The sequence below is a fragment of the Geodermatophilus sabuli genome, assembly GCF_900215145.1.
Lineage (GTDB): Bacteria > Actinomycetota > Actinomycetes > Mycobacteriales > Geodermatophilaceae > Geodermatophilus > Geodermatophilus sabuli.
In genome coordinates, this window is the sequence record NZ_OBDO01000002.1 from 156,510 (window position 1) to 182,942 (window position 26,433).

Sequence of the window (26,433 nt, forward strand, 5' to 3'; positions counted from 1 at the left end):
GGTGCGGACGCACCCGGGTCAACGGCTGGTGGCCCAGTCGTCGTCCGAGTCGTCGTCCGCCCAGCGGTCGGTGTACTCGTCGTCCTCGTCGTCGTCGGTCGCCCGGTGAGGAGCGGCGTACGACGACGGTGATCCGGCCAACTCGCGCTGGAGAGCGGAGAGGTCGGTGTTCGGTGAGCTGTACTTGAGCTCACGGGCCACGCGTGTCTGCTTGGCCTTCGCTCGGCCGCGCCCCATCGGCTCGACCCCCTCGTTACGGAGTACGGGAGCCCAGCTCCGGGCTGGACGGCCCGCGTGGCGACCCCGACTGAGTGACTGTGTCTCGACCGAGCTTACGACACGGATCGGCGACGGGCACGGGTCTCCCCCCGCTGTCCCCCGCTCGGGGGCGGAACGAGCGCCGGACCAGGCCGTTCCCGGCTCAGCGCGGCAGCCGGATGGTGGCCAGCCGGCCGACGGCGGCCATCCGCTCCTCGGCCAGCCGGTCGGCGGCGACGGCAGGGGAGACGCCCTGCTCCTCGGCGGCCCGGAAGACGCGCAGCGCGACGTCGAAGATGCCGGCGGTCCTGGCCTCGGCGCGGACGAAGGAGAACCCGTGCCGCTCGTCCTCGACCTGGATCACGCCGCCGGCGTTGACCAGGTAGTCGGGCGCGTAGAGGATGCCGCGGCGCAGCAACTGCTCGGCGGTGCCGTCGTGGGCCAGCTGGTTGTTGGCGCCGCCGCAGACGACCTCGGCCTCCAGCGCCGCGACGGTCTCGTCGTCCAGGGCGCCCCCGAGGGCGCAGGGCGCGTAGACGTCCGAGGGGGTGCGGACGAGCGTCGCGGTGTCGGCCACGGCGTCCACGGCGGGGTGGCGGGCCAGCACCCGCTCCACGGCGCCGGCGTCCACGTCGGTGACCACGACGTCCGCGCCGTCCTCGACCAGCCGGTCGACCAGCCAGCCGCCCACCTTGCCGACGCCGGCCACGGCGACCGTGCGCCCGGCGAGGGACGGCTTGCCCCAGCGGTGCTGCGCGGCGGCGCGCATGCCCTGGAAGACGCCGTAGGCGGTGAGCACCGAGGAGTCGCCGCAACCGCCGTACGCCTCGGACCGGCCGTGCGCGAAGCGGGTCTCCCGCGCGACGACGTCGAGGTCGGCGTTGTAGGTGCCCACGTCGCAGGCGGTCAGGTAGCGGCCGCCCAGGGACTCGACGAACCGGCCGTAGGCGCGCAGCAGCGCCTCCGTCTTGTCGGTGTGCGGGTCGCCGATGATGACCGCCTTGCCGCCGCCGAGGTCCAGCCCGGCGAGGCTGTTCTTGTAGGCCATGGCCTTCGACAGGGCCAGGGCGTCGGCGACCGCGGCGTCCTCGCTGGGGTACGGGTAGAACCGGGTGCCACCGAGGGCGGGGCCCAGTGCCGTGGAGTAGATGGCGATGACCGCGCGGAGTCCGGACCCGGGGTCGGAGCAGAAGACGACCTGTTCGTGACCGGAGCCGAGAACGTCCACGCGGGGAGCGTAGAACGCGCAGGATCCCCGACCGGGTGCCCGGGAGGGTGGGTCTGCGCCGCGCCTGCACGCGGGGGCGGGCATGATCCTGGGTCGGAACCCCCACCGACCCGGAGGACGACGGACCCATGGCTGCACCCAAGCGACTGCTCGCACTGGCCGTCGCGGCGCCGTTGTTGCTCGCCGCCTGCACCACCGAGGGCGGCAGCGGGGACAGCGGGGGTGGAGGTGGCGGCGGCGGCGCCGACAGCGGCGGGGACCTCTCCTTCGCCGTGGTCACCCACGGCTCGGCCGGGGACGCCTTCTGGGACGTCGTGCAGAACGGCGCGGAGGCCGCCGGCGAGGACCTCGGGGTCTCCGTGGACTACCAGAGCGACGGCGACCCGCAGCGCCAGTCCCAGCTCATCGACGCCGCGGTCAACCAGGACGTCGACGGCCTCGTCGTCTCGATGGCCAACCCCGACGCGCTGCAGGACTCCATCGAGGTCGCCGTCGCCGCCGGCATCCCGGTCGTGACGATCAACTCCGGCGGGGACCGGTCGGCGGAGTTCGGCGCCATCGGACACGTCGGCCAGGACGAGGTGATCGCCGGGCGGGGCGCCGGGGAGCGGCTGGCCGCCGACGGCGTGCAGAACGTGCTGTGCGTCGTCCACGAGGCCGGCAACATCGGCCACGAGCAGCGCTGCGCCGGCGCGGCCGAGGGCCTGGGGCGGCAGCTGACGCCGCTGCAGGTGGACATCAACGACCTGCAGGGCGCGCAGTCGACCATCACCTCGCAACTGCAGAGCGACCCGAGCATCGACGGCGTCCTGACACTGAACTCCGCGGTGGCCGCGGTCGCCGTCGCCGCGGCGTCCGACGCCGGGTCCGACGCCGCGATCGCCACGTTCGACCTCAACCAGGACGTGATCAGCGGCATCCAGGCCGGCGACATCTCCTTCGCCGTCGACCAGCAGCAGTTCGAGCAGGGGTACCTGCCGGTCGTGATGCTCAAGCTGTACGCGCAGAACCTGAACACCGTCGGTGGCGGCCAGCCGGTGCTCACCGGGCCCGGCATCGTCGACGCGGACAACGTCGACGAGATCGCCGACCTGGCCTCGGCCGGCACCCGATGAGCAGGCCCCGCTGAGTACCGCCACCGACGCAGCGCCCGCCCGGGCCGACGAGCGGGTCGCCGCCGTCGGCCCGCTGCGGCGGCTGCTGGTCAAGCCCGAGCTCGGCGCCCTCATCGGCGCCGTGGTGATCTTCACGTTCTTCGCTCTGCAGTCGTCGGTGTTCCGCTCGCTCAGCGGCGTGGCCAACTGGCTGGACCCGGCGTCCACGCTCGGGATCATGGCGGTCGCCGTCGCGCTGCTCATGATCGGCGGGCACTTCGACCTCTCCGCCGGGGTGATGACCGGGACGACGGCGCTGACGGTCGGGATCGTCGCGACGGAGTTCGGCCAGCACATCTGGGTGGCGATCGCGGCGGCGCTGGTCGTCGCGCTGGCCATCGGCTTCCTGAACGGCTGGCTGGTGACCCGCACCGGACTGCCCAGCTTCATCATCACGCTGGGCACGTTCCTGATGCTGCAGGGCCTCAACCTGGGCCTGACCAAGCTGTTCACCGGCACGGTCAGCGCCGGCGGGATCGCCTCGGCCGGCGGCTACGGCAGCGCGGAGTGGGTGTTCGCCTCGCGCCTGGAGGTCGCCGGGGTGGAGTTCCGCGTGGCGATCCTGTGGTGGGTGCTGTTCACCGCGCTGGCCACCTGGGTGCTGCTGCGCACCCGCTTCGGCAACTGGGTGTTCGCCACCGGCGGGGACGAGGTCGCCGCGCGCAACGTCGGCGTCCCCGCGCGGCGCACCACCATCACGCTGTTCATGACGACGGCCGCCGCGGCCTGGTTCGTCGGCACCACCCTGGCCGTCCGGCTGACCTCGGTGCAGGCCAACACCGGCATCGGCCAGGAGCTGATCTACATCGTCGCCGCGGTCATCGGCGGGTGCCTGCTCACCGGCGGCTTCGGCTCGGCGGTGGGCGCCTCGCTGGGGGCGCTCATCTTCGGCATGACCCAGCTGGGCATCGTCTACCTGCGCTGGGACGCCGACTGGTTCTACTTCTTCCTCGGGGTGATGCTGCTGCTCGCCGTCCTGGCCAACCGGCTGGTCCGCCGCTACGCCGAGGCGGCCCGGCGATGACCGACCCCGGGGCCGGGCTGGGCGGACCGGCACTGCTGGAGCTGCGCGACGTCGGCAAGGACTTCGGCTCCGTCATCGCCCTCGACGGCATCAGCACCACGGTGCGGGCCGGCGAGGTCACCTGCGTGCTGGGGGACAACGGCGCGGGGAAGTCCACGCTGATCAAGATCCTCGCCGGGGTGCACCGGCCGGACCGCGGGCAGGTGCTGCTCGACGGGCAGCCGGTGTCCTTCTCGGCGCCGCGCGACGCCCTGGACGCCGGGATCGCCACGGTCTACCAGGACCTCGCGATGATCCCGCTGATGGCGATCTGGCGGAACTTCTTCCTCGGGGCCGAGCCGACCCGCGGGCGGGGGCCGTTCCGCCGGTTCGACTCCGCCCGGGCCAAGGAGGTCACCCGGCGCGAGCTGCTGGCGATGGGCATCGACATCCGCGACCCGGACCAGCCGGTGGGCACGCTGTCCGGTGGCGAGCGGCAGTCGGTGGCGATCGCCCGCGCCGTCCACTTCGGCGCGCGGGTGCTCATCCTCGACGAGCCGACCTCGGCGCTCGGCGTGAAGCAGGCCGGGATCGTGCTGCGCTACATCGCCCAGGCGCGCGACCGCGGCGTCGGGGTGGTCTTCATCACCCACAACCCGCACCACGCCCACCCCGTGGGCGACCGGTTCCTCCTGCTCGGCCGCGGGCGCAGCCTCGGCGACTTCGCGAAGGGGGAGGTCAGCGTCGAGGAGATCACCCGCCTCATGGCCGGTGGCGCGGAGCTCGCGGAGCTCACGACGGAGCTGGAACGGCCCCTGCCGCAGAAAGACGGCAGCTAGGCCTCAAGGTCACCCCTCTGGGTGACGAGAACAAGAGGGACAGGAGGGGAGCAGGCGCTCCGTGGGCACGGCGTGACGACTGTGCCGCGTGTTGGCTTTGTCACCCGGTGTGACGCTGTCACGCTGCGTCAGCCCCCGCCCCTCTTCACCAGGGAGCGTCATGCTGCACAGCCGTCCCCGTCGGCGCGCGTCCGGACCCACCGGGGCCGCGACGCACCGCTCGCGGACGCGTGCTCGTGCCGTGCGGGCCGTGCTCGCCGGGGCGGTGGCCGGCGCGGTGCTGCTGGGCACGGCGGCCCCGGCCGGCGCCGCTCCCGCGCCGCCGCCCAACCCCAGCGACGCCGAGATCGGCCAGGCGCGGTCGGCCCAGGACGCCGCCGCCGCCGAGGTGGGCCGGATCGCCGCCCTGGTCGCCGCCGCCGAGGGTGAGCTGGAGCGCTACGCCGTCCAGGCCGAGGCCGCCGGTGCCGCCTACCTCGCCGCCGAGGAGGCCCTCACGCAGGCCCAGGCCGCCGCCGAGCGGACCGCGGCGGAGCTGCAGGTCGCCGCGGAGGCAGTCGCCGCCGCCACCGCCCGCATCGCCGGCTTCTCCCGGGACAGCTACATGAACGGCAGCACGCTGTCGACCGCGGCGGTGCTGCTCGAGGCCGAGGGTCCGGCCGAGCTGGTCCAGCGAGCGGCGATGCTCGACTACGTCTCGGAGAACCAGCTCGACGTCCTCGGCCAGCTCGAGGTCGCCCGGGTCCAGCAGGCCAACGCCGACTCCGCCGCCCGCGCCGCCCGCGACGAGATGGCCGCCGCCGAGGCCGCGGCGGAGGAGGCCAAGGCCGCCGCCGACAGCCAGCTGTCGGCCCAGCAGGCCGCCTACGACCAGGTCGCCGCGCAGAAGGCGAGCTACGACCAGCAGTTGCAGGCCGCGCAGATCCAGTTGCTGCAGCTACAGGGCGCCCGGGACGCCTACCAGGCGTGGCAGCAGCAGAAGGCCGCCGAGGAGGCGGCCGCCGCCGCCGCGGCCCGGCGCGCCGCCGAGGAGGCCGCCGCCGCGGCCGCGGCCGCCCGGTCGGCGGCCTCCAGCGGGAGCGGCGGGGCGAGCGCGAGCCCCGGGCGTTCGGGCGGGTCCGGCCCGTACGTGAAGCCGACCTCCGGCCGCACGTCCAGCTGCTTCGGCTGGCGGTGGGGTGCCCTGCACGGCGGCGTGGACATCGCCGCGCCGATCGGCACCCCGGTGTACGCCGCCCACTCCGGCGTCGTGCAGCGGGTCGGCACCGCGACCGGCTTCGGCTACGCCGTCTACATCCGCGGCGACGACGGCGCGGTGAGCGTCTACGGCCACGTCAACCGCTACTTCGTGCGGGACGGCGAGCGGGTGGTGGCCGGCGAGCAGATCGCCGAGGTCGGCAACCGCGGGCAGTCCACCGGCCCGCACCTGCACTTCGAGATCCACCCGAGCGGGGCCATGTACGGCGGCCAGGTCGACCCGGTGCCGTGGATGCGCTCCCGCGGCGTGAGCATCAGCGGCTGCTGAGGGAGGGCCCCTCGCCCGTCGCGAGCGCGCGGCGGCCACTCCGGGGCGTTCAGCCGGTGGGGGCGGCGCCGCCGAGCCCGCAGTTGGCGGAGATGTAGGTGAGCAGGTTCGTCTGCGCGGCGCCGAGCCCCTGGGTCAGCTGCTGCTCGGCGTCGGCCAGCTGCTGCTGTCCCTCGGGGGTGCTGAGGTCCAGCGTCGCCGCGGTGGCCCCCAGCTGCCGGAGGCTGCCGACGAACGTCTCCCAGTCGCCGGCGATCTCGGCGGGCGGCTCGACCTGCTCCAGCGTGCCCACGATCTGGGGGAGGTTGGCGGCGAGCTCGGCCGGGGTGGCCGTCTGCAGGCTGCTGAAGGTCGAGAACGCCGTCGTCACCTGCCCGCAGAACTCGGCGGCGGCCGGGTCCGGCGCGGTCGTCCCGGCCGGCTCGCTGGTGGCCGACGCCGAGCTCGACGAGGGGGCGCTGGACGAGGCGGCCGGCTCGTCCTCCCCGGACCCGCCGCAGGCGGTGAGCAGCAGGACGGCCGCGGCTCCGGCGACGGCGGAGCGGACGAGGGTGGCGGGCGCGCGCATGGGCGAACGCTAACCGCTGCGCACGACCCCCGGGCGGCGGGCGGGCTACGGTGCCGGTCGTGCAGACCCCGGCCGACCCGCGCACGAGCTGGGACCTCCCGGCGCCCGGCGAGCTGCCGCGGACGGCGGCGCTGGAGCCGCTGGTCACCCGCGTACTCGCCCCCAACCCCTCGCCGATGACCCTCGACGGCACCAACACCTACCTGGTGGGCGCCCCGGGCGCGGGCCAGGCGGTCCTCGTCGACCCCGGCCCCGACGACCATGCCCACCTCGCGGCGGTGGAGGCGGCGCTGGCCGACCGCGGTGCCCGCTGCGTCGCCGTCCTCGTCACCCACCACCACGGCGACCACGCGGAGGCCGCGCTGCCCTGGGGTGCCCACTTCGGCGCACCGGTGGCGGCCGCCGACCAGCGCGTCGCCGGGCCGGGCGGGCGGGTGCTGGCGCCGGGGGAGCGGCTCGGGCTGGCCGGGACGACGCTGGACGTCGTGCCGACGCCGGGGCACACCGCCGACCACCTGGCGTTCCGGCTGGAGTCGGGTGCGGTGCTCGTCGGCGACCACGTGCTCGGCCGCGGGACGTCGGTGGTGACCCATCCCGAGGGGGACGTCCTGGCCTACCTGGAGTCGCTGCGCCGGGTGCACGACCTCGGTCCCAGCGCGCTGTACTGCGGGCACGGGCCGGAGCTCACCGAGGATCCGGGCGCGGTCCTGGACTTCTACCTGGCCCACCGCGCGATGCGGGAGGAGCAGCTGCTCGCGGCGCTGGCCGAGGGACCCCGGACGGTCGACGAGCTGGTCGCCACCGTGTACGCGGCGGTGCCGCGGGAGGTGTGGCCGGCCGCCGCCCAGTCCACCCGCGCGACGCTGGTGAAGCTGCTCGCGGAGGGCCGCGTGGAGGGCCGGCTCGACGGGCCGGTGCGCCGGGCGTGAGCCAGGTGGCGGTGGTCCGCGCCGCCGACAGCGAGCGCGACCAGCGGCGGGCGGCCGCCGCGCTGCGGGCCGCGGGCCTGACCCCGGGCGACCGGCTGCTGGTGTCGGCGGCGTCCTCGCCGGCGCTGCTGGCCGTCGTCCTCGGGGCGCTGCGCACCGGGGTGGTCCCGGTCGTGCTCGACCCCGCACTGCCGGCCGCCGAGCGGGCCGGTCTGGCCACCGACGCCGACCCCGGGCTGGACGTCGGCGCCGAGCCGGCCCGGCTCCTGACCGGGACCGACGAGGCCGAGCTGGCCGACGTCCCGCTGGCCCGGCCCATGCACTACACCTCCGGGACCACCGGCCGGCGCAAGGGCGTGTGGTCCGGCGTGCTCGCCGAGGACGACGCCCGCGCGCTCGCGGCCGAGGAGATCGACCTGTGGGGCTTCGTCCCCGGCGACCGGCACCTGGTGCTCTCCCCGCTGCACCACTCGGCGCCGCTGCGCTTCGCCGTGCACACGCTGCTGGCCGGCGGCGAGGTGCTGCTCCCCGGCCCGTTCGACGCCGGCCGGGCGGCGGAGGCGATCACCACGCTGCGCCCGACCACCGCGTTCTGCGTGCCGACCCACCTGCAGCGGCTGATCGCACACCGCGACGTCGACTGGTCCTCCTTCCGGCGGCTGGTGCACGCGGGCGCGCCCTGCCCCGAGCCGCTCAAGCGGGCGGTGCTGGCCGCGTTGCCCGGGGGCAGCGTCTGGGAGTTCTACGGCTCCACGGAGGCGCAGTTCACCGTCTGCTCGCCCGAGGACTGGCTGGCCTCCCCCGGGTCCGTCGGCCGGGCCCGGCCGGGACGGCGGCTGGAGACCGACGAGCGCGGCCAGCTGTGGTGCGCGGTGCCGCGGTGGGCGCGGTTCGAGTACTGGCGGGCACCGGAGAAGACGGCGGCGGCCTGGCGTGGTGACCGGGTCACCGTCGGCGACCTCGGTCGGGTGGACGACGACGGTGTGGTGTGGCTCGACGGGCGGCGGGAGGACCTCGTCATCTCCGGCGGGGTCAACGTCTACCCGGCCGAGGTGGAGGCGGTGCTCGACGCCCACCCCGGGGTCGTGGAGAGCGCGGTCGTCGGGGTGCCCGACGAGCAGTGGGGCCAGCGGGTGGTCGCCGCGTACGTGGGCCCGGTCGACCCCGCGGAGCTCGCCGCCTGGGCGCGGGAACGGCTGAGCCCGGCCAAGCGACCGAAGAGCCTGCACCCGGTCACCGAGCTGCCGCGCACCTCCACGGGCAAGGTGCGCCGGCTGGACCTGCCGGGGGTCCTCGGGCTGTGACGATGCCCCCTCCCCCCGAGTGGGACGTCGTCGTCGTGGGCGCCGGGACGTCGGGCGCGCCGCTGGCGGCCCGACTGGCCGACGCCGGACGCCGGGTGCTGGTGCTGGAGGCCGGCGCCGACCACGCCCGCCCCGAGGACTTCCCGCCGGTGTTGCGGGACGCGGCCGCCATGGGCGCCGCCGTGCCCGGTCACCCGGCCAACTGGGACCTGTCGGGGATCCTCACCGAGGAGGTCACCTTCCCGGTGCCGCGCGGCCGGGTCGTGGGCGGGTCGAGCGCGCTCAACGGCGGCTACTTCATCCGGGGCACCCGCGCGGACTTCGACGGCTGGGCGGCCGCCGGGAACGACCTGTGGTCGGCCGACCGGGTGCTGCCCTCCTTCGTCCGCCTGGAGTCCGACCGGGAGTACGGCGACCGGCCCGGCCACGGCAGCGCGGGGCCGGTCCCGGTGCGGCGTCCGCAGGAGGGGCACCCCCTGGCCGACGCCTTCGCCGCCGCGACCGGCGATCTCGGCTTCCCCGCCGAGCCGGACAAGAACGCCGACGGCGCCCCGGGGTACGGGCCGGTGCCGCTCAACGTCGCCGACGGCGTGCGCGCCAACACCGCGATGGCCTACCTGTCCCCGCGGCGGGGGCACCGGGGGTTGACGGTGCGCGGGGGCGTGCACGCGCGGCGCGTCGTCGTCGAGGCCGGCCGCGCCGTGGGCGTGCAGACCGACGACGGCGTCGTCCGCGCCGCGGAGGTGGTGCTCAGCGCCGGCGCGGTCGGCTCGCCGCAGCTGCTGCTGCTCTCCGGCATCGGCCCGGCCGACGACCTGCGCGCCCTCGGCATCGACGTGGTGGCCGACGTGCCCGGGGTCGGGTCGGAGTTCACCGACCACCCCGACCTCTACGTCACCTACCGGCCGGCCCGCCGGCTGCCGATGCCGCGGGACCTCCACCCGCTGCACGGCGTCCTCCACACCACCTCCGACGGCGGCGGCACCCCCGGCGACCTGGAGGTGATGCCCTGGCTCAAGCCGTTCAGCCGGGTCATGCTCGACCGCTCGGCCGGCTCCCGGCTGGCCGGCGTGACCGACGTGCTGCGGCGCCCGGCGGACACCGTGCGCGCCCTGCGCGGGGCCTCGCTGCACCGCCTGGTCGACACGGCGCGGCGCCGCGACGACCTGTTCCTCGGCGTCGCGCTGCAGGCCGAGGACAGCCGCGGACGGTTGAGCCTCACCTCGGCCGACCCGCGCGTGCAGCCGCGGATCGAGTACCGCTACCTCACCGAGGCGTCCGACCGGCGGCGGATGCGGGAGGTGGTCCGGCTGGCGGCCGAGCTGCTGCGGGCGCCGTCCCTGGCCCCGCTGGTGGCCGAGCGGACCGGCCTGCCCGACGACGTCCTGACCGACGACCGGCAGCTGGACCGCTGGGTCCGCCGGCACCTGGCCACCGCCGTCCACCTGGCCGGGACGGCGCGGATGGGACCGGCCGGCGACCCGGGCGCGGTGGTCGACCAGCACCTGCGCGTCCGCGGCGTGGAGGGGCTGCGGGTGGTCGACACCTCGGTCATGCCGTGGGTGACCACCCGCGGGCCGGCCGCGACCGCGGTGATGATCGGCGAGCGGGCCGCGGAGCTGATGACCGGGGCGTGAGCGGTCAGCCGGGCGGCGGGACCAGCGGGAGGCCCGCGGGCGGGAAGGGTTCCGGTGGCCCGGCGGTGAGCACCGGCAGCATCGCGTCGTGCCAGACCTGGGCGCCCCGCCCGCCCCCGAAGCCGCCGACGTCCTGGTTCTGCTTCGGGTTGAGCACCATCACGCTCGCCGCGTACCGCGGGGTGTAGCCGACGAAGGCCACGGAGAAGCGGTCCTGGCTGGTGCCGGTCTTGCCCGCGACCTGGTGGCCGGGGACGGCGGCGCGGGTGCCGGTGCCGATGGGCAGGGCGGTGTCCCCGACCAGGATCTGGTTGAGGGTGGTGGCGACCTCCGGCCGGATCGCCCCCGGCTCACAGGACGGACCGGTCGGCACCGGTGTGCCGTCCGGGCCGGCCAGCGGCCGCCCGTTGCGGTCGAGGACCTCGGTGACCGGGGTGGGCGTGCAGCGGGTGCCGCCGGCCCCCAGGGTCGAGTAGGCGCTGGCGAGGGCGAGCGGGCTGGTCGCCTCCGGGCCGAGGGTGAACGAGCCGCGGCGTTCGGCCACGACCCGGTCGGCGACCGGGTCCAGGGAGGACAGCCCCATCCGCTGGGCGGCCCGGACCGGGCCCTCGACACTGCCGAGCTGGTCCTCCAGGGCGACGAAGTAGGTGTTGGAGGAGCGGATCAGCGCCTCGGTCATCGTCAGCGTGGGTGGGAAGTCGCCGACGTTCTCGACGACGTAGGGCCCCGCGCCGTCGCGGTACACCTGGGAGACGTAGGGGTCGCTGGTGGTGATCGTGTGCCAGGGCGGGAAGCCGCGCTCCAGCGCCGCTGCCGCGACGAACACCTTGTAGGTGGAGCCCGCCCCCTGGCTGGCCGCGACGTTGAGGTTCACCGACTCCTGGGCCGGGTCGTCGGCGTCGTAGCCGAACCGCCGGTTCACGCTCATCGCCAGCACGTGACCCGTGCCCGGTTCGACGGCGGTGAAGATCGCGGCCAGCGGGTCGCCCATCGGCAGGCTGGCCAGCACCGCGGCGTCGCCCGAGGTCTGCACGTCCGGCCGCAGCGTCGTCCGGATGGTCAGCCCGCCGTCCTCCAGCCGCTCCTGGGAGATGCCCAGGACGTCGGTGAGGTGGCGCTGCAGGAAGTCGCAGAAGAAGCCGCCGATCACGGCGTCGACGCAGCCGTTGCGCGGGGCCCGCGCGGGAGCGGTCTCCACCGGCGCGGCCGAGGCCTCGGCGAGCTCCTGGTCGGTGATGTGCCCGAGGTCGTGCATGCGGGTGAGCACCTGGTCGCGGCGCTCGCGGGCGCGCTCCGGGTCGACGAGCGGGTTGTCGGCCGCGGGTGTCTGGACCAGCCCGGCCAGCAGCGCGGCCTGGGGGAGGGTGAGGTCGGCGGCGTCCACGCTGAAGTAGGTCTGCGCCGCGGCCTGGATCCCGTAGGCACCCTCGCCGAAGTACACGAGGTTGAGGTAGCGGGTGAGGATCTCCTGCTTGGAGTACGTCTCCTCCAGGGCCAGTGCCAGCCGGGCCTCACGCAGCTTGCGGGCCAGGCTCTGCTCGATGGCCGCCTGTTGCTCCTCCGGCGTCGAGGCGGTCTCCAGCAGCGTCTGCTTGACCAGCTGCTGGGTGATGGTCGAACCCCCCTCCTCCACGGACCCCGCGGTCAGGTTCCGCACGAGCGCGCGCAGGGTCCCCTCGACGTCGAGCCCGTTGTGCTGGTGGAAGCGCGCGTCCTCGATGTCGACCAGCGCCTGCTCCATGACGTCGGCGATCCGGTCGGCGGCCACCGGGGTCCGGTTGTGCCGGTAGAAGTGCGTGATCAGCGAGCCGTCGGCGGCGAGGACGACGGTGTTGCCCGCGGGGGTGGCGTCGGTCAGCTCCACCGGGAGCGGCGCCAGGAGGGACGCGGAGCTGCTGGCGGCCACGCCGGGGCCCACGACCCACGGGGACAGGAGGGCGGCGACCAGCGCGCCGGCCAGTGGCAGGGCGAGGAGCAGCAGCCCGGCCGCCCGCAGCCGGCGGAGCGGGGGCTCCCCGTCCGCCCGGGTGGTGTGCGACCGAGCCATGTCCGACCTCGCCGGCGTCGAGCCACCCGGTGTGAGCGGTTGGACGCGGTCCGATCATGGCGCACGCCGACGTTCCGGAACAGTCGGCAGCGCGCGGCCGGCGGCCGGGAGCCGGAGCGTCCCGGCGGCGCGCTGCCCGCAGCCGCCGGGACGCCGGGTCAGGGGGCGGTCAGCGGGCCGCCGGGATCTCCGAGGTCGGCACCGGCTCGGACCACGCGTCGGGGTGGGCGCGGCCGGTGGCGGCGACCCACCCGGGGCTCCCGGCCGTCGGCGCGGACCCGCGGGTGGCCGGACGGGCGCTCAGGCTGACGATGAGCGCGAGCAGGGCGACCAGTCCGACGAGGACCCCGCCGATCACCAGGAGCGTCGTGAACATGTCCTGACGGTAGGTGCCGGACCGCTCCGTGCCACAGGGCGAATGCCCACCGACATCGGGCGGCCGGTGCACAGGATCTGACGGACCGCGACCCGCTCGTCACACCCGTCACTGGAGGATCGGCACAGGTGCACGGCGGACGTCGGATCGGGGTATGGGAGCGGGACGTCGTCGACAGGAGGAACCGTGCCCGACCTGCCCCGCACGGCCGGACGGGTCGTCGGCATCCCGCTCGGCGCGCTGGCCCGCCGCCGCTCCGGGAAGCCGATGCACCCGCGCGGCGTCGTCGTGGACGGCGTCCTCGACCGCACCGGTGGCCCGGAGGCCGAGGGCGTGCCGTGGCTGGCGGAGGAGGGCAGCCGGGAGGTCCTCGTGCGGCTGTCCCGCGGCGCCGGGCTGCCCGCCCGGCTACCGGACCTGCTCGGCCTGGCGGTCCGCCTCCCGGGCGAGCCGCCGGTCGACCTGCTGCTGTCCGGCACCGGCCGGGGCCGGCTGACGCGCTTCCTGCCGGCGTTCCGGCGGGACGCCGCGAGCACCTACTCCTCGCTCATGGGGTACCGGTCCGACGCCGGGACGCTGCACCTCGCGGCCTGGCCGGAGTCGTCAGTGCCGCTGCCGAGCGAGCCGGGGCCGCTGGCCGCCGCGATCACCGCCGGCCGTCCGGTGTTCACCCTCGCGGTCGCGCGGGGCGGCGGCGCCTGGCACCCGTTCGGCCGGCTGCGGTTGCTCGCGCCGGTCGCGGAGCTCGACCCCGACCTGCGGTTCGACGCCGTCCGGAACCCGCCGCCGGGGCTCGTGCCCGACGGTCCGATGGCGCGCTTCCGCGCACCGGCCTACGCCGCCGCCCGCGATGGCCGGGAGGGGGAGCCCACCCAGCGCCTCAGCTGACCGCGGCCAGCCCCTCGTCCAGCGCCGTCCACGGCTCCAGCTGCGCCCCTGCGGCCCGGTGCCGGCGGGCCTCGTCGGGACCGAGCGCGGCGGTGAGGGCGTCCTCGAGCCGGCGGGCGAGGGGCTGCAGCGGAGGCCAGACGGCGACGCCGGTCCGCGACCGGGTGGCCGCGGCGGCGCCGGCGAGCCGGGCGGCCTGGGGCGCGTCCCCCTCGGCGAGGGCGAGGGCGGCCAGCCCGTCGAGGCAGTAGGCGAGGCCCTCCAGGTCGGAGAGCCGCCGGTGCAGCCCGGCGGCGTCGGTCAGCGCGGCGCGGGCCGCCGCCCGGTCGCCGGTTCCGAGGGCGTCCAGGGCGAGCTGGTCGCAGAGGGTGGCCGTGAGGCGGTCGTCGCCGAGGGCGCGGGCCGCCTCGAGCGCCTCCCCGTGCAGCCGGGCGGCCTCGGCGGGGACCCCTGCCAGGACGGCGACGGCTCCGCGGAACAGCTGGGCGAACGCCACCGACCAGGTGTCGCCGCTGGCCTGCAGGGCGGCCACCGCGGCGTCGAGGGTGGGCGCGAGGTCGGGGTCGCCCGGCGGCAGGGTCATCGCCAGGCCGTTGAGCGCGTGGCCCAGCAGCCAGGCGTCACCGTGCCCCCGGGCGTCGGCGACGAGCCGCTCCAGCAGCGGCCGGGCCTCCGCGACGCGGCCGAGGGCGACCCGGGTCGCGGCGCGGGCCCAGAGCAGCCGCCCGGCCGCCTCCGGCGGCAGCCGCGCGGCCGACGGCAGCGCGGCGGTGCGCTCGGCCAGCACCGCCATGTCGGGGAGCAGCCCCCGCGCCCACCACCAGCGGGCCAGCGGTGCGGTCAGCCGGACGGCGAGCTCGGCGTGGTCACCGTCCACGGCCCAGCGCAGGGCCGCCTGCAGGTCGGCGGCCTCGGCCTCGAGCCGGGCGAGCCAGAGCCGGTGCCCCGGGCCGGACAGCGCCGCGCCCGCCTCACGGGCGAACCCGGCGAGGTGCTCGGCGAGCCGGCTGCGGGCGGCCTCCTCCTCGCCGCGCTCCCGCAGCCGCTCGACGGCGAAGGCGCGGACCAGGCCGAGCATCCGGAAGCGCGGCTCGCCGGCGCCGGCGTCGGCGGGCGTGACCAGGCTGTGGGAGACCAGCGAGGACAGGGTCTCCAGGACGTCGAGGTCGTCGTCGACGGCACCGACCGCCTCGGCGGTGTCCAGCGTGAACCCGCCCGCGCAGACCGAGAGCCGGGCGAGCAGGGCCCGCTCCGGCTCGGCGAGGAGGTCGTGGCTCCACGCGATGGTCTCCCGCAGGGTGCGCTGCCGGCCGGGGGCGTCGACGTCGCCTCCGCGCAGGTCCAGTGCGCGGTCCAGTCGGCGCAGCAGCACGGCGGGCGGCAGGGTGCGCACCCGGGCCGCGGCCAGCTCCACCGCCAGCGGCAGCCCGTCCAGCCGGCGGACCACCTCGGCGACGGTCGCCGCGGTCGCGTCGGTCACCGCGAACGACGGGTCGGCGCGGTGTGCACGGGCGGTGAACAGCGCCACGGCGGGAGCGGCCCGCACCTGGTCGGGCCGCTCCTCACCGGGCCCGGGGACGGCGAGCGGCCCGAGGGGCACGTCGTGCTCACCGCGCAGGCCGAGCACCGCGCGGCTGGTCACCAGCAGCTGGGTGCGCGGGCAGCGGGCCAGCAGCGGCGCGGCCGCGGGTGCGGCGTCCAGCACCTGCTCGACGTTGTCCACCACCAGCAGGGCGCGCAGCCCCGCCAGTCGCTCGGCGACCAGGTCCAGCAGCGGACGGCGTCCCTCGGCGGTCACGCCCAGCGCGGCGGCGACCGTGACCGGCACCTCCGCGGGGTCCCGCAGCGGCGCGAGGTCGATCCACCAGACGCCGTCCCGGTCCGGCACGAGGCGCTCGGCGGCGGCCAGCGCGAGCCGGGTCTTCCCGGTGCCGCCCGGTCCGGTGAGGGTGACCAGCCGGACCGCCGGGTCGGTGAGCAGGCCGGTGAGCAGCTCCAGCTCGGCGGTGCGGTCGACCAGCGGGGTCGGAGGGGCGGGCAGCCACCCGGCGGCCAGGCCCGGCGGCTGCGGGCGGGGCGCGGCGAACCGCTCGGTGAGCAGGACCGCCAGGTCGTCGGCGACGAGCTCGGCGAGCTGGTCCGGGTCGTCGTACGGCGTCGTCGAGGCGCCGCCCTCCGCCTGCATGCGGGTGATGAGCCCGGCCAGCCGGGGGTCGCGGGCCGGTGCGGTCCGCCGGACGTAGAGCAGCCGCGGCTTGCCTGCGGACAGGTCGTACTCGTCCTCCAGCCCCGAGACGGTCATCCCGGGCGCGACCCAGCCGTAGCGCTCCCCGTAGACGCCGACGAACACGGCGCTCTGCGCCAGGTAGGCGCGGTAGAGGTCCCGCGGTGGGTGTGGCCGCGCGCCCAGCTCGAACAGCACGGGGGTCAGCCGCATCCGGGTCACCGCCGCGCGCACGGCCCGCCGCTCGGCGGCCAGCTCCTCCAGCGTCGAGGAGACGAAGACCCGCAGCCGCTGGTCGGGGGTGGCGATCGGCGCCGGGGCGTCGTCGGTCACCGGTACCGGTCCGGCCACGGACACCTCCCGACGGGCGCCGACGGCGGCGCCGGGAGCCGGCGCTGTCCGGGGCGAGTCTAGGGACGCCGGAGCGCGGCGGAAAAGCCGTGACAGCACCCGTGGCCGGTGGTTCGATGCCCCAGTCCGAGACCGTGGCACGGGGATCCAGGCACCGGAGGTCCGAGTGGACACCTCGGCGACGTACACCGAGGCGCCGGCCCCGCCGGTCCGCCGGCTGGTCCCCGCGATGCGCGCCCTGCTCGTCGTCTTCGCGGTGCTCACCGCGATGGCCGTCGGGTCGCTGTTCGTCCTCGCCGAGCAGACCGACGAGACGTTCGCCTGGACGATCCGGCCGCCGCTCACCGCGGCGTTCCTCGGCGCGGGCTACGCCGCCGGGTGCGTGCTCGTCGTCCTCTCGCTGCGCGACGGCGTGTGGGCCCGCACGCGGGTGCCGATGCTGACGATCCTGGTCTTCGTCGTCCTGACCCTGGTGGCCACCCTGGTGCACGTGAACCGGATGCACTTCGACGACGACTTCGGCGGGCTGCCCCTGCTGCCGAAGGTGGCGGCCTGGTTCTGGCTGGCCGTCTACGTCGTCGTCCCGGTGGGCATGGTCGTGCTGATCTGGTGGCAGGAGCGGGCACCCGGGGACGACCCGCCTCCCCTGGACCCGGTGCCGCGCCCGCTGCGCATCGCCCTGGCGGCCGAGTCGGCGGTCCTGCTCGGCGTCGGCCTCGCGCTGTTCGTGGTACCGACGTCGGCCACGACGCTGTGGCCATGGCCCCTGACCCCGTTCACCGGGCGCGTCATCGCCGCCTGGCTGGTCGCCTTCGGGGTGGCGACGGCGCTGGCGGCCGTGGCCGGGGACCTCGGGCGGCTCCGGACGGCGGCGATCGCCTACACCGTCTTCGGCGTCCTGGTGGCGGTCGCGGTGGTCCGGTACAGCGGTGCCGTCGCGTGGTCCGGCTTGGCGGCGTGGGGATTCGCCGTCCTGGTGGTGGTGGTCATCGCCACCGGAGCCGCGGGCTGGCGGCTGGCCCGCTCTCCGAGTGGCCGGCACCATGGCTGAGGCGCACCACGGCGCGCTGGTCGTCGTCTGCCGGGACGAGATCCCCCGGCTGGCCACGGTCCGGGAGCTCAAGCGGCGCTACGGCGGCGACTACGTGATCATCGCCTGCACCCGGGCCGAGGAGGTGCCGGGGGCGCTGGCCGCCTGGGGGCACCCGCCCGTGGCCGCTCTGCTCGGCGGGCTGGGCGAGGAGGACCCGGACGGGCTCGCGGTGCTCCGGGCGCTGCACGCCCGGCACCCGAGTGCCCTCGCCGTCGCGCTCGTCCGGTGGGGCGCCTGGGAGACCACCCGCCCGATCTTCGAGGCGCTGACCCTCGGACAGCTCGACCGGTGGGTCTACGCACCCGAGGAGTACGTCGACGAGGAGTTCCACCGGGCGGTCACCGAGGTCCTCGACGAGTGGACGTCGCGTCAGGGCAGCGGACGCGAGGCGGTGGTGATGATCGGTGACCGCTGGTCGTCCCGAGCCCAGCACCTGCGCGACCAGATGACCCGCAACCGCATCCCCCTGGGCTTCTACGAGGCGTCGTCCCCGCGCGGCCAGGCGCTGCTCGACGGGCTGGAGCTGCAGTCGCCCCGGCTGCCGGTGGTCGTGATGCGCTTCCACCCCGAGCGCCCGGTCCTGCAGGACCCCACCGACCTGGAGGTGGCCGAGGCGTTCGGCCTGTTCGAGCCCCTCGACCCCGACGCCGTGTACGACGTGGTCGTCGTCGGCGCCGGCCCGGCGGGACTCGGGGCCAGCGTGTACGCCGCCTCCGAGGGGCTGTCCACCCTCGTCCTGGAGGCCGAGGCGGTCGGTGGGCAGGCGGGTACCAGCTCGATGATCCGCAACTACCCCGGCTTCCCGACCGGGATCACCGGCAACCGGCTGGCCTTCAGCTCCTACCAGCAGGCCTGGGCGTTCGGCAGCACGTTCCACTTCATGCGGTACGCGCAGGGCCTGCACACCGAGGGCGGGCTGCACCACGTCGCGCTCAGCGACGGCACCTCGGTGCGCGGGCGGACCGTCGTCCTGGCGCTGGGCGCGAGCTGGCGACGGATCGGCGTCCCGGACCTGGAGGCGCTGACCGGCCGCGGCGTGTTCTACGGGGCGGCGGTCAGCGAGGCCCCGGCGATGCGCGGGCGGCACGTCTTCGTCGTGGGTGGCGGGAACTCCGCCGGCCAGGCGGCGGTGCACCTCTCCCGGTTCGCCGACCGGGTCACGGTCCTGGTCCGGCGGGCCGGGCTGTCCGAGACGATGTCGGACTACCTCATCCGGGAGCTCGAGGCCCTCCCCCACGTCGACGTGCGCCCGCGGGCCGAGGTGGTCGGCGGCCGCGGCACCGAGTTCCTCGAGTCCTTCACCGTGCGCGACCTGGACACCGGTGCGGAGACCGAGGAGAACGGCGTCCTGTTCCTGCTCATCGGCAGCGAACCGCGCACCGACTGGCTGGCCGGCACGCTCGCCCGCGACCGGTGGGGGTTCCTGCTCACCGGCAGTGCGCTGACCGCGCCCGACGCCGACCCGGCCTGGTCGCTGGAGCGGCCCCCCGCGCTGCTGGAGACCAGCGCGCCCGGCGTCTTCGCCGCCGGCGACACGCGGCAGGGTTCGGTCAAGCGGGTCGCCTCGGCGGTCGGGGAGGGGGCACTGGCCATCACGCTGGTGCACGCCCACCTGGCCGCGGCGCGGGTGGCCGCGGCCCGCTGACGCGCTCCCGGGGGTGGTTGTCGACTCTTCGGGTGGACGCGCGCACCCAGGGTCACGTCACAGGTTCGCCGCCGGGATCATGGGTACGCCCGTTCGACCAGTTGCCTCGAGGAGTCCCGCCACCTGTCGCAGTGCGCGGCCGTAGGAGGAGCACGTCCGCGTGAGCGCCACAGAGGGGTCCGCCGACCCGGGGATCCGGGTGGTGAGCGTGCCGCACAGCGACCCCTACGTCGACGCCGTCCTGCCGGCGGACGTCGTCCGGGTCGGGCCGGCCACCCCGCAGAGCCCGTGGCTGGACCCGGCGTACCTCGCGGCGCACTCGGACGAGGTCGACGTCGTGCACGTGCACTCCGGCTACGGTCACCTGCCCGAGGACGAGATGGTCAGCTGGACGGAGACCGTGCGTCGTACCGGCGTCCCGCTGGTGACGACGGTGCACCAGCTGCGCGACCCGGCGCAGTCCTCGCCGCGGCGGCACGAGGCGCACCTGAGCGCGCTGCTGGCGACCGCCGAGGTGGTGCTCACACTGACGCCCGGCGGGGCCGACGACATCGCCGAGCGCTACGGGCGGACGGCGATCGTCGTCGCGCACCCCTCGGTCGCCGCCCCGGTGCCCGATCTCGGTGCCGAGCGCGGCCTCGTCGGCCTGGCCCTGCGGGCGCCCGGGATCGCGGTGCCCGACCCGGTCGGGCTGGTCCGGGCGGCGCTGTCCGGTGCGGTCAACGGCGGCGGTCGGCTGCGGGTGCTCCTCGACGACGGCGTCGAGCCGCCACCGGTGCCCGCGGCCGGCGACACCCTGGAGTACCTGCCGCGCAAGGCCGACGGGTGGGTCCAGCAGCTGCAGGAGCTGCACGTCGCCGTCCTGCCGGAGAACTGTGGCACGCACTCGCTGGACCTGGAGATCTGCCGGGACGTCGGCACCCGCGTCGTCGCGCCCAGCTGCGGCTGGTTCGCCGACCAGTGGTCCGACGTCGTCACGTACGGCAACGACGAGGAGCGCGGCTTCGACCCGGTGTCGCTGGACGGCGCCGTCGCCGCCGCCCTGACCCGGCCGGCGCCCCGACCGGCGGACCGGGCGTGGCGGGCCGAGCAGGCCGCGGCCGTCCGGGCCGTGCACGAGCAGGTCTACGCGCAGGTGGTCGCCGACCGCGCGGGGGCCTGATCCCGCACAGGGGCAGCTGCAGGCCCACGTGCGAGGCGACGAAGCCGAGCCGCTCGTAGAAACGCAGGGCATCCGGGCGGCTGGTGTCGGTGGTCAGCCGAGAGGCGTCGCGCGCGCGGGGCGTGGTGAGGAGGGAGCTCACCGCGACGGTGTCTGCCGCCCCGGGGGGGCGGGACGGTGGCGGGTGGAGAAGTGTGGGCAGGGGCGGGGTCGAACCGCCGACCTCTCGCTTTTCAGGCGAGCGCTCGTACCGACTGAGCTACCTGCCCCTCCCGGTGCTGAACACCGGAGAGCGACCCTGACGGGACTCGAACCCGCGACCTCCGCCGTGACAGGGCGGCGCGCTAACCAACTGCGCTACAGGGCCTTGCTGGTGGTGCCGTGCCCCCAACGGGGTTCGAACCCGTGCTACCGCCTTGAAAGGGCGGCGTCCTGGACCGCTAGACGATGGGGGCTCGTGTTCGCCGGGGGCAGCGAGAACGATACATGGTTCCCGGGACGGGTCCGACAGGGGGTCCCCCGGCGGGTCGACGCGCGGACACCGGCAGCACGTTCGTGCTGGTGTGGCTGGGGATGGGTGGCCGTCGTCCGTCGCCACGGCCGGCCGGCGGCGACACGTTGCCCCTGCTGCGGGCTGGGCGCCGGCGCCGCTGAGACCATGGGGCGGTGACCCACCGTCGCGCAGCCGCTCTGGTCTGCCCCTCCGTCCTGCTCGCCACCGTCCTGCTCGCCGGGTGCGGTGGCGGCGACTCCGCCCCGGCTGCGTCCTCGGCGTCCACCGCCGCGTCGTCGTCGCAGACGACCGGCTCTGCCTCGCCGGCGAGCGACACCCCCGGCGGAGAGAGCGGCGGTGGCGGCGGCGCAGACGCTGGTGCTGGTGCTGGTGCTGGTGGCGTGCCCTTCCCGGCCGACACCCGGCCCGACACGGCAGAGGCGTCGGCCGACGCCCGGGTCACTGTCAGCGAGATCCGCACCGGTCGGCAGGACGGCTTCGACCGGGTGGTCCTCGAGGTGGGCGGTACCGGCACCCCTGGCTGGGACGTCCGCTACGTGGACCAGGCGGCCTCTCAGGGGAGTGGTGAAGCGCTGGAGGTGGCCGGCGACGCGGTGCTCCAGGTGACGCTCACCGGGGTCGGATACCCGTACGACACCGGGGTCGAGGAGTGGGCCGGCCCGGACCCGTTGCCCGGCACCGGGACGCAGACGGTGACGGAGGTCGTCTGGGACGCCACGTTCGAGGGGACCTCGGTCGCCTTCATCGGGACGCGGGCGCAGGTGCCGTTCCGGGTCTACTCGCTCGACAGGCCCACCCGCGTGGTGGTGGAGGTCGCCGACCAGGGCTGACCCGGTCCCGCCCCGGATGCACCCGCCGGCTGACCTCGTTGACCATGGGCTCGTTGGGACCTGTCGCGGCGTGTCGGCCCGTGTCGCCGGCCACACCCCCATGATCAACAGGGAGTCGGGTCGCGGTCAGCCCAGCGAGGCGGTGACCTCCACGGAGTCGTTCCCCACGGACGTGCACTCCAGCGACAGCGGACCGGCGGTCACCGTCTCCCCCTGGGCGCAGGAGACGCTGGCGTTCCCCACGCGGAGCTCGGCGCGGCCGTCCTGCACTCCGCCGAAGGCCAGCGAGGTGCCCAGGATCTCCACCTCGGAGCCGTCGCCGGAGAGCGTCACCGAGCAGGAGCTGGCGCTGCAGGAGAGGTTGTTCGAGGTGAACGAGCAGGCGGTCAGCGGCAGCAGGACCAGCCCGCCGGCGAGGGCGGCGGCGGCCAGGCGGGGGGCGCGGGTCGACGTCGTCGAGGACATGCCGCGAGCGTAGGCGCGGCCCGTCAGCCGGTCGGGGAGGCGGGCGGGGTGGAGCCGTCCGGGTCGCCGTCCGTGCCGGACCCGCCGTTCGTGCCGAAACCGCCGTCCCCGTCGGGGCTGCCGTCCCCACCGGACCCGTCGGAACCGTCCCCCGGCGGCGGGACGACGACGCGCTCGATGGTCACCTCGGTCTCCCCGAGCCCGCCGAGCGTGATCTCGTCGTAGGCGGTCAGCACGCCGGTGGCCGGGTCGAGGTACAGGACCGTGCAGGTCAGCGGCTCGGGGTACTCGCCCTGGAGGCCGCGCAGGCCGGCGCCGCCGGTCGAGCCCTGGACCATGAGCCGCGTCCCGCCGTCGAGCTCGGAGACGTCCCGCTCGTGGGTGTGCCCGGCCAGCACCAGCGGGACGACGTCGTCCAGCGGGGTCGCCTGCTTCGGGTCGTGGACCATCGCGATGGCCGGCGGGGACGGGAAGGTCTCGGCGAACTCCGCGAGGCCCTCCCCGGTCTCCTCCAGCGACTCGGTGGCGCCGGTGGCGTCCTGGTCGGGGGTGAACCGGGGGTCCGGCGTCCCGACGACCTCGATCCCGGCCACGGTGACCGCCGAGTCGTCGAGGACCGTCGCGTTCGGCTGCGCGGCGACCAGCCCGGCGGTCACGGCGGAGTCGTGGTTGCCGCGGATGAAGACGTAGGGGACCCCCAGGCCGCCGATGCCGCCGATCAGCTGGTTCTCCGGCTCGCTGCCCCAGTCGGTGATGTCGCCGGTGTCCAGGACGCCGTCCACGTCGAACTGCGTCACCACCTGACGCACCAGGTCGAACCCGGCCGGGTTGAGGTGCAGGTCGGAGACGTGCAGCAGGGCGACGCTGTCGGTGGCGCCCCCGGGAGCGGGCAACGCCGACAGCGTCGAGTACAGGGTGCTGACGTTGGTGACGAGGTCCTCCAGCGACGCCCGGTAGGCGTCGAAGCGGGCCACGATGTCCTGCGCGCTGCCGATCAGGCTGTTGGCGTTCACCAGCAGCCCGGTGTACGTCGGCTGCAGCAGCGCCTCCGGGCGCCAGGTGGCCGCAGCCAGGCCGCCGGTGCCCGCCACCAGGGCGGTGGACAACCCCAGGGCGAGGAACACCTCGCGCCGCCGGCGGAGCATCAACAGCGCGGCCGCCATCGCCCCCGCGATTGCGGCGACGGCGGTCAGGACGGTCACCCGCACGACGGCGTCCTGCAGGTCGGTGCTGACCCGGTCCACCACCCCGTCCAGCAGGGTCGGGTCGGTGGCCAGCGCCTGGGCGCGGATCTCGTCCACCCGACTGAGCTGGATCTCCAACCGCAGCGGGCCGTCGAAGGCATCGACCTGCAGGGCGCCCAGCGGGGGGACGTCGAGGTCCGCGCCGCCGCCGAGGGGGCGGTAGGCCACCGTCGCGTCGAACGGCCCGATCTGGGCGTCGACCCGCCCGAGCAGCAGGATGCCGAGGAACGCGCCGGCCAGGACGACGGCCAGCCGCAGCGCCCAGCGACCGGCGCGGCGCAGGACGACGGAGCCGCGCGCGGGGCCGGGGCTGCTCGGCTCGCTCACCTGCATCAGGCTAGTGAGCACGACACCCCGGTGCCGTGCTGGTGACGGGCGCGCCGGACCGCGGCGCCGGCCGACTCAGGCGGCGTCGGCGACGGGCGTGCGGAAGATCCAGCGCAGCGCGATGAACCGCATGAGGCCGATCAGCGCCGTCAGGGTGACCACGCAGGCGACCTGCACGTACACGCTGACCGAGGCGACCGTGGAGTCGAGGACGCCGAGCGCCGCGCTGGTGGCCAGGAGGCCGATGACGGTGATCCCGCCGGCCTCCCACTGGGCGGTGAACCAGTGCACCCGCTCCCCGGCGCGGAAGGTGCGCCTGCGGTGCATCTCGTTGGCCAGCACCGTCGAGGCCGCCGTCGCCACCAGGTGGGCCGGCAGGTAGCCCAGGCCCTCGAGGGCGACGAACAGGGCGGCGTAGACCAGCGTCGTCGCGCCGCCGACCAGCACGAACCGGACGAACTGCCCGACCGCGTCCTCGGCGCGGACCCGGTGCGTGATGCTGCTGACGACGTTGCCGACCGCGGGGCGCCGGGCGAGCAACGACGGGCAGGTCACGAGCATCCTCTCGACGGCACAGGTCGTTTGTGCAGGTTCCTCCTGTGAATCGGCTGCATGCCAGCCGTTATTCCCCTGACCTGTGACGATTCCGTTGTGTGACCCGTCACGCCGGACCGACCCCCCGAGCGGCAGGTGCGCCCCGTGCTGACCTGCTCACTCCCCGTCCCGGGACGGTGGCGGCGGGCGCACCGGCATCGCGGCGGCTCCGCGCGGGTAGGGGGGTCGGCATGAGCCTCATGGGGATCCTCGACCGGGTCGCAGACGTCGCGACCTTCGACAAGGCGATCGAGCCGGCCCGCAGGGCGGTGCAGAGCCTGCCCGACGCGGTCAAGGACGCGTTGCACGGCACCTGGCTGGGGCACCCGCTGCACCCGGTGCTCGTCCAGGTCCCCGTGGGCAGCTGGGTGTCGGCCGGTCTGCTGGACGCCGTCCCGCCGCTGCGGCCGGCGGCAACGGTCCTCATCGGCACGGGTGTCGCCGCCGCCGTCCCCGCGGCGCTGAGCGGTGCCGCCGACTGGTCGGAGCAGGGCTCCGGTGTCCGCCGGCTCGGCGCGCTGCACGCGCTGGCCAACACCGCGGCGCTGGGGCTCTACGTCGGGTCCCTGGTGGCCCGCGGCCGGGGGCGGGGCACGCTCGGCCGCGTCCTGTCCTATGCCGGACTCGGCATCGCGACCGGCTCGGCGGCCATCGGCGGCCACATGTCCTACGCGCAGTCCTCCGGGGCCTCGCACGCCGCCACGGCAGCCCGCGCGCTGTCCACCGACTGGATCGACCTCGGCCCGCTCGACGACCTGCCCGAGGGGCGCCCGGCGCTGCGCACCGGCCCGGGGGCGGGCGTGGACGTCCCGCTGGTCGCCGTCCGCCGGGGGACCCGGGTCGACGCGTTCATCGGCGCGTGCTCGCACCTGTCCGGCCCGCTGCACGAGGGCGCGGTCGAGGAGGTGCGCGGCCATCAGTGCCTGGTGTGCCCCTGGCACGGGTCGGCGTTCGACCTGGACAACGGCGAGCCGCGGCGCGGCCCGGCCGCCAACCCGCAGGAGAAGCTGGAGACCCGGATGGAGGCCGGCCGGGTCATGGCCCGCCTGCCCGGCCACCAGCGGTAGCAGCGCCCCCTGCGAACGGCGGCGCGGTCCTACGCTGCGGCGCCATGAGACGCGCGGGTGCCGGACTGGCGGCTCTGCTGTGCGCGGCGTGCGGCGCTGGGGGAGCCGGGTCCCCGTCCACGCCGTCCGCTGCGCCGACGCCGTCCGCATCTCCGACGACGTCCGTGGCCCCGGCCGTCCCGGCCGTGCCGGGGATCGAGGCGGAGGTCGTGCGCCTGCGCACGGACGTCGTGGTGGGCGGGCGGGTCCAGGTGCGGGTGACCGACGTCGGCACCGAACCGTTCACGGTCACCGCCGTCGCGCTCGACTCGCCGGGGTTCGCGCCGCTGCCGCCCACGCCGCTGACGGCCGAGTTCACGCCCGGCCGCGTGATCGACCTGCCCACGCCCTACGGCGAACCGAACTGCGCGGCCGCCCCCGATCCGGTCTCGGCCCGGCTCGCGCTGAGCCGGCCGGGCGGGGCGGTGGAGGAGGTACGGGTGCCGCTGGCGGGCGACGACCTGGCGGTCGTCCACCGCGAGGAGTGCGCCGTGGCCGGGGTGCTCGACGTCGCCGGCATCGCGCTGACCGGCCTCGTCGTCGACGGCGAGGAGGCCACCGGCAGCGTCGTCCTGACCCGGCGGGGGGACGACGACCGCGCGGTCACCGTCGTCGGGGTGCGTCCCAGCGTCCTCGTGGACGTGGCCCTCGACGAGGCGCCGGTCGTGCTCGAGGGCGGCGAGGCCGAGGTGTCGACGCCGATGACCTTCACGGTGGCGACCTGCGAGCCGCACGTGCTCGCCGAGACCAAGCAGCCGTTCCTCTTCCCGCTGCAGGTGGAGGTGGGCGACGCCGACGCCGTCCCGGTGCCGCTGCCGGTCGACGAGGCCCAGGAGGCGCTGCTGTGGGCGATGGTGGACGGCGTGTGCGCGCAACGGCGGTGAGTGGGATCCGGCCCGGCCGCCCCGGGGGGAACGGGACGACCGGGCCGGGGCCTGGGGGTCGCCCGGGGCGTCGACCGTGTCCGTACCGGTCGACCGCTCGGGCAGAAGTGACGCTACGTAACGAACACCGCCGACGGAGATCCCCTGAACGGGTGAAATGCCGTGACGAAGAGCACGGACGGTGATGTTCCGAGTCGCTGTGGGCTCGTTGGGTAACAGGGGCCGGTGTTCCTCTTCT

General features: G+C 75.7%; 23 protein-coding genes and 3 tRNA genes. 14 read left to right on the forward strand and 12 right to left on the reverse strand.

Annotated elements, in window-relative coordinates; all coding sequences use genetic code 11:
* Positions 1-18: 18 nt before the first annotated feature.
* Positions 19-237 carry a DUF3073 domain-containing protein gene (locus CRP39_RS06295; protein WP_097205409.1) on the reverse strand — a complete coding sequence of 73 codons (219 nt, stop codon included), beginning with the start codon at positions 235-237 and terminating at the stop codon, positions 19-21.
* A gap of 184 nt (positions 238-421) precedes the next feature.
* Positions 422-1,486 (reverse strand): Leu/Phe/Val dehydrogenase, encoded by a 1,065-nt coding sequence (locus CRP39_RS06300; protein ID WP_097205411.1) that lies wholly within the window; start codon positions 1,484-1,486, stop codon positions 422-424.
* 128 nt (positions 1,487-1,614) lie between these two features.
* On the opposite strand from CRP39_RS06300, the gene CRP39_RS06305 reads away from it, so the two are divergent.
* The 4 genes from CRP39_RS06305 (at position 1,615) to CRP39_RS06320 (ending at position 6,007) form a co-directional block, all read left to right on the forward strand.
* Positions 1,615-2,601: a sugar ABC transporter substrate-binding protein gene (locus CRP39_RS06305; protein WP_097205413.1), complete on the forward strand. Its 987-nt coding sequence runs from the start codon at positions 1,615-1,617 to the stop codon at positions 2,599-2,601.
* Between the two features lie 121 nt (positions 2,602-2,722).
* Positions 2,723-3,664 carry an ABC transporter permease gene (locus CRP39_RS06310; RefSeq protein ID WP_216359635.1) on the forward strand — a complete coding sequence of 314 codons (942 nt, stop codon included), beginning with the start codon at positions 2,723-2,725 and terminating at the stop codon, positions 3,662-3,664.
* On the forward strand, positions 3,661-4,482 hold the full coding sequence (locus CRP39_RS06315; RefSeq protein WP_097205414.1) for an ATP-binding cassette domain-containing protein: 822 nt from the start codon (positions 3,661-3,663) through the stop codon (positions 4,480-4,482). The genes CRP39_RS06310 and CRP39_RS06315 overlap by 4 nt, the downstream gene beginning before the upstream one ends.
* A gap of 241 nt (positions 4,483-4,723) precedes the next feature.
* A complete protein-coding gene (locus CRP39_RS06320; protein ID WP_245853646.1) occupies positions 4,724-6,007 on the forward strand; it encodes a M23 family metallopeptidase in 1,284 nt (427 codons plus the stop codon).
* Between the two features lie 49 nt (positions 6,008-6,056).
* On the opposite strand, the gene CRP39_RS06325 is transcribed toward CRP39_RS06320, so the two are convergent.
* A complete protein-coding gene (locus CRP39_RS06325; RefSeq protein ID WP_097205418.1) occupies positions 6,057-6,575 on the reverse strand; it encodes a hypothetical protein in 519 nt (172 codons plus the stop codon).
* A gap of 59 nt (positions 6,576-6,634) precedes the next feature.
* Between CRP39_RS06325 and CRP39_RS06330 the strand changes: the two genes are divergently transcribed.
* The 3 genes from CRP39_RS06330 to CRP39_RS06340 are packed head-to-tail and all read left to right on the forward strand — an operon-like array spanning position 6,635 to position 10,445.
* Entirely contained in the window at positions 6,635-7,504 is an 870-nt protein-coding gene (locus CRP39_RS06330; protein ID WP_097205857.1) for an MBL fold metallo-hydrolase, read from the forward strand.
* Positions 7,501-8,808 (forward strand): class I adenylate-forming enzyme family protein, encoded by a 1,308-nt coding sequence (locus tag CRP39_RS06335; protein WP_097205420.1) that lies wholly within the window; start codon positions 7,501-7,503, stop codon positions 8,806-8,808. Before CRP39_RS06330 ends, CRP39_RS06335 begins: the two co-directional genes overlap by 4 nt.
* A gap of 2 nt (positions 8,809-8,810) precedes the next feature.
* Positions 8,811-10,445: a GMC family oxidoreductase gene (locus tag CRP39_RS06340; protein ID WP_097205858.1), complete on the forward strand. Its 1,635-nt coding sequence runs from the start codon at positions 8,811-8,813 to the stop codon at positions 10,443-10,445.
* Between the two features lie 4 nt (positions 10,446-10,449).
* Here the strand turns inward: CRP39_RS06340 and CRP39_RS06345 are convergent, their stop codons facing one another.
* Both CRP39_RS06345 and CRP39_RS06350 read right to left on the reverse strand, forming a co-directional pair.
* The gene (locus CRP39_RS06345) at positions 10,450-12,492 is read right to left on the reverse strand and encodes a transglycosylase domain-containing protein (RefSeq protein ID WP_097205421.1); all 2,043 of its coding nucleotides are present in this window, start codon (positions 12,490-12,492) and stop codon (positions 10,450-10,452) included.
* Between the two features lie 169 nt (positions 12,493-12,661).
* Positions 12,662-12,868 carry a hypothetical protein gene (locus CRP39_RS06350; RefSeq protein ID WP_097205423.1) on the reverse strand — a complete coding sequence of 69 codons (207 nt, stop codon included), beginning with the start codon at positions 12,866-12,868 and terminating at the stop codon, positions 12,662-12,664.
* Between the two features lie 186 nt (positions 12,869-13,054).
* Here CRP39_RS06350 and CRP39_RS06355 point away from each other — a divergent pair, with 186 nt between their 5' ends.
* Entirely contained in the window at positions 13,055-13,756 is a 702-nt protein-coding gene (locus CRP39_RS06355) for a phosphodiesterase (RefSeq protein ID WP_097205424.1), read from the forward strand.
* Here CRP39_RS06355 and CRP39_RS06360 read toward each other — a convergent pair.
* Positions 13,749-16,331: a winged helix-turn-helix domain-containing protein gene (locus CRP39_RS06360; protein ID WP_172442320.1), complete on the reverse strand. Its 2,583-nt coding sequence runs from the start codon at positions 16,329-16,331 to the stop codon at positions 13,749-13,751. The genes CRP39_RS06355 and CRP39_RS06360 overlap by 8 nt on opposite strands.
* Before the next feature lie 166 nt (positions 16,332-16,497).
* Here CRP39_RS06360 and CRP39_RS06365 point away from each other — a divergent pair, with 166 nt between their 5' ends.
* From CRP39_RS06365 to CRP39_RS06375, 3 genes are all read left to right on the forward strand, one after another.
* Entirely contained in the window at positions 16,498-17,382 is an 885-nt protein-coding gene (locus CRP39_RS06365; RefSeq protein ID WP_172442321.1) for a hypothetical protein, read from the forward strand.
* Complete coding sequence (locus CRP39_RS06370) at positions 17,375-19,069, forward strand: NAD(P)/FAD-dependent oxidoreductase (protein WP_143426581.1); 1,695 nt, start codon at positions 17,375-17,377, stop codon at positions 19,067-19,069. The genes CRP39_RS06365 and CRP39_RS06370 overlap by 8 nt, the downstream gene beginning before the upstream one ends.
* 160 nt (positions 19,070-19,229) lie before the next feature.
* Entirely contained in the window at positions 19,230-20,231 is a 1,002-nt protein-coding gene (locus tag CRP39_RS06375) for a glycosyltransferase (protein WP_097205431.1), read from the forward strand.
* 195 nt (positions 20,232-20,426) lie between these two features.
* Here CRP39_RS06375 and CRP39_RS06380 read toward each other — a convergent pair.
* The 3 genes from CRP39_RS06380 to CRP39_RS06390 form a co-directional block, all read right to left on the reverse strand.
* Positions 20,427-20,500: transfer RNA gene (locus CRP39_RS06380), tRNA-Phe, on the reverse strand.
* A gap of 24 nt (positions 20,501-20,524) precedes the next feature.
* Positions 20,525-20,598, reverse strand: a tRNA-Asp gene (locus CRP39_RS06385).
* Positions 20,599-20,613: 15 nt separating this feature from the next.
* Positions 20,614-20,686, reverse strand: a tRNA-Glu gene (locus CRP39_RS06390).
* Positions 20,687-21,125: 439 nt separating this feature from the next.
* On the opposite strand from CRP39_RS06390, the gene CRP39_RS06395 reads away from it, so the two are divergent.
* Positions 21,126-21,575, forward strand: coding sequence for an AMIN-like domain-containing (lipo)protein (locus CRP39_RS06395; RefSeq protein ID WP_216359636.1), 450 nt, complete (start codon positions 21,126-21,128; stop codon positions 21,573-21,575).
* Between the two features lie 126 nt (positions 21,576-21,701).
* Here the strand turns inward: CRP39_RS06395 and CRP39_RS06400 are convergent, their stop codons facing one another.
* The 3 genes from CRP39_RS06400 to CRP39_RS06410 all read right to left on the reverse strand — a co-directional run bounded on the left by CRP39_RS06400 (position 21,702) and on the right by CRP39_RS06410 (position 24,172).
* Complete coding sequence (locus tag CRP39_RS06400; protein ID WP_097205432.1) at positions 21,702-22,040, reverse strand: hypothetical protein; 339 nt, start codon at positions 22,038-22,040, stop codon at positions 21,702-21,704.
* Between the two features lie 23 nt (positions 22,041-22,063).
* Positions 22,064-23,611 carry a metallophosphoesterase family protein gene (locus CRP39_RS06405; protein WP_097205860.1) on the reverse strand — a complete coding sequence of 516 codons (1,548 nt, stop codon included), beginning with the start codon at positions 23,609-23,611 and terminating at the stop codon, positions 22,064-22,066.
* 75 nt (positions 23,612-23,686) lie between these two features.
* Positions 23,687-24,172: a GtrA family protein gene (locus CRP39_RS06410; protein ID WP_097205434.1), complete on the reverse strand. Its 486-nt coding sequence runs from the start codon at positions 24,170-24,172 to the stop codon at positions 23,687-23,689.
* Positions 24,173-24,396: 224 nt separating this feature from the next.
* Here CRP39_RS06410 and CRP39_RS06415 point away from each other — a divergent pair, with 224 nt between their 5' ends.
* Together CRP39_RS06415 and CRP39_RS06420 are read left to right on the forward strand one after the other, a co-directional pair.
* Complete coding sequence (locus CRP39_RS06415; RefSeq protein WP_097205435.1) at positions 24,397-25,272, forward strand: Rieske (2Fe-2S) protein; 876 nt, start codon at positions 24,397-24,399, stop codon at positions 25,270-25,272.
* Between the two features lie 209 nt (positions 25,273-25,481).
* Entirely contained in the window at positions 25,482-26,195 is a 714-nt protein-coding gene (locus CRP39_RS06420) for a hypothetical protein (protein ID WP_143426582.1), read from the forward strand.
* Positions 26,196-26,433 lie beyond the last annotated feature (238 nt).

Coding starts and splice junctions, on each gene's coding strand:
- CRP39_RS06295 (WP_097205409.1), bottom strand. CDS start 237: ATGGGGCGCGGCCGAGCGAAGGCCAAGCAGACACGCGTGGCCCGTGAG.
- CRP39_RS06305 (WP_097205413.1), top strand. CDS start 1,615: ATGGCTGCACCCAAGCGACTGCTCGCACTGGCCGTCGCGGCGCCGTTG.
- CRP39_RS06315 (WP_097205414.1), top strand. CDS start 3,661: ATGACCGACCCCGGGGCCGGGCTGGGCGGACCGGCACTGCTGGAGCTG.
- CRP39_RS06325 (WP_097205418.1), bottom strand. CDS start 6,575: ATGCGCGCGCCCGCCACCCTCGTCCGCTCCGCCGTCGCCGGAGCCGCG.
- CRP39_RS06340 (WP_097205858.1), top strand. CDS start 8,811: ATGCCCCCTCCCCCCGAGTGGGACGTCGTCGTCGTGGGCGCCGGGACG.
- CRP39_RS06345 (WP_097205421.1), bottom strand. CDS start 12,492: ATGGCTCGGTCGCACACCACCCGGGCGGACGGGGAGCCCCCGCTCCGC.
- CRP39_RS06350 (WP_097205423.1), bottom strand. CDS start 12,868: ATGTTCACGACGCTCCTGGTGATCGGCGGGGTCCTCGTCGGACTGGTC.
- CRP39_RS06370 (WP_143426581.1), top strand. CDS start 17,375: ATGGCTGAGGCGCACCACGGCGCGCTGGTCGTCGTCTGCCGGGACGAG.
- CRP39_RS06400 (WP_097205432.1), bottom strand. CDS start 22,040: ATGTCCTCGACGACGTCGACCCGCGCCCCCCGCCTGGCCGCCGCCGCC.
- CRP39_RS06410 (WP_097205434.1), bottom strand. CDS start 24,172: ATGCTCGTGACCTGCCCGTCGTTGCTCGCCCGGCGCCCCGCGGTCGGC.
- CRP39_RS06415 (WP_097205435.1), top strand. CDS start 24,397: ATGAGCCTCATGGGGATCCTCGACCGGGTCGCAGACGTCGCGACCTTC.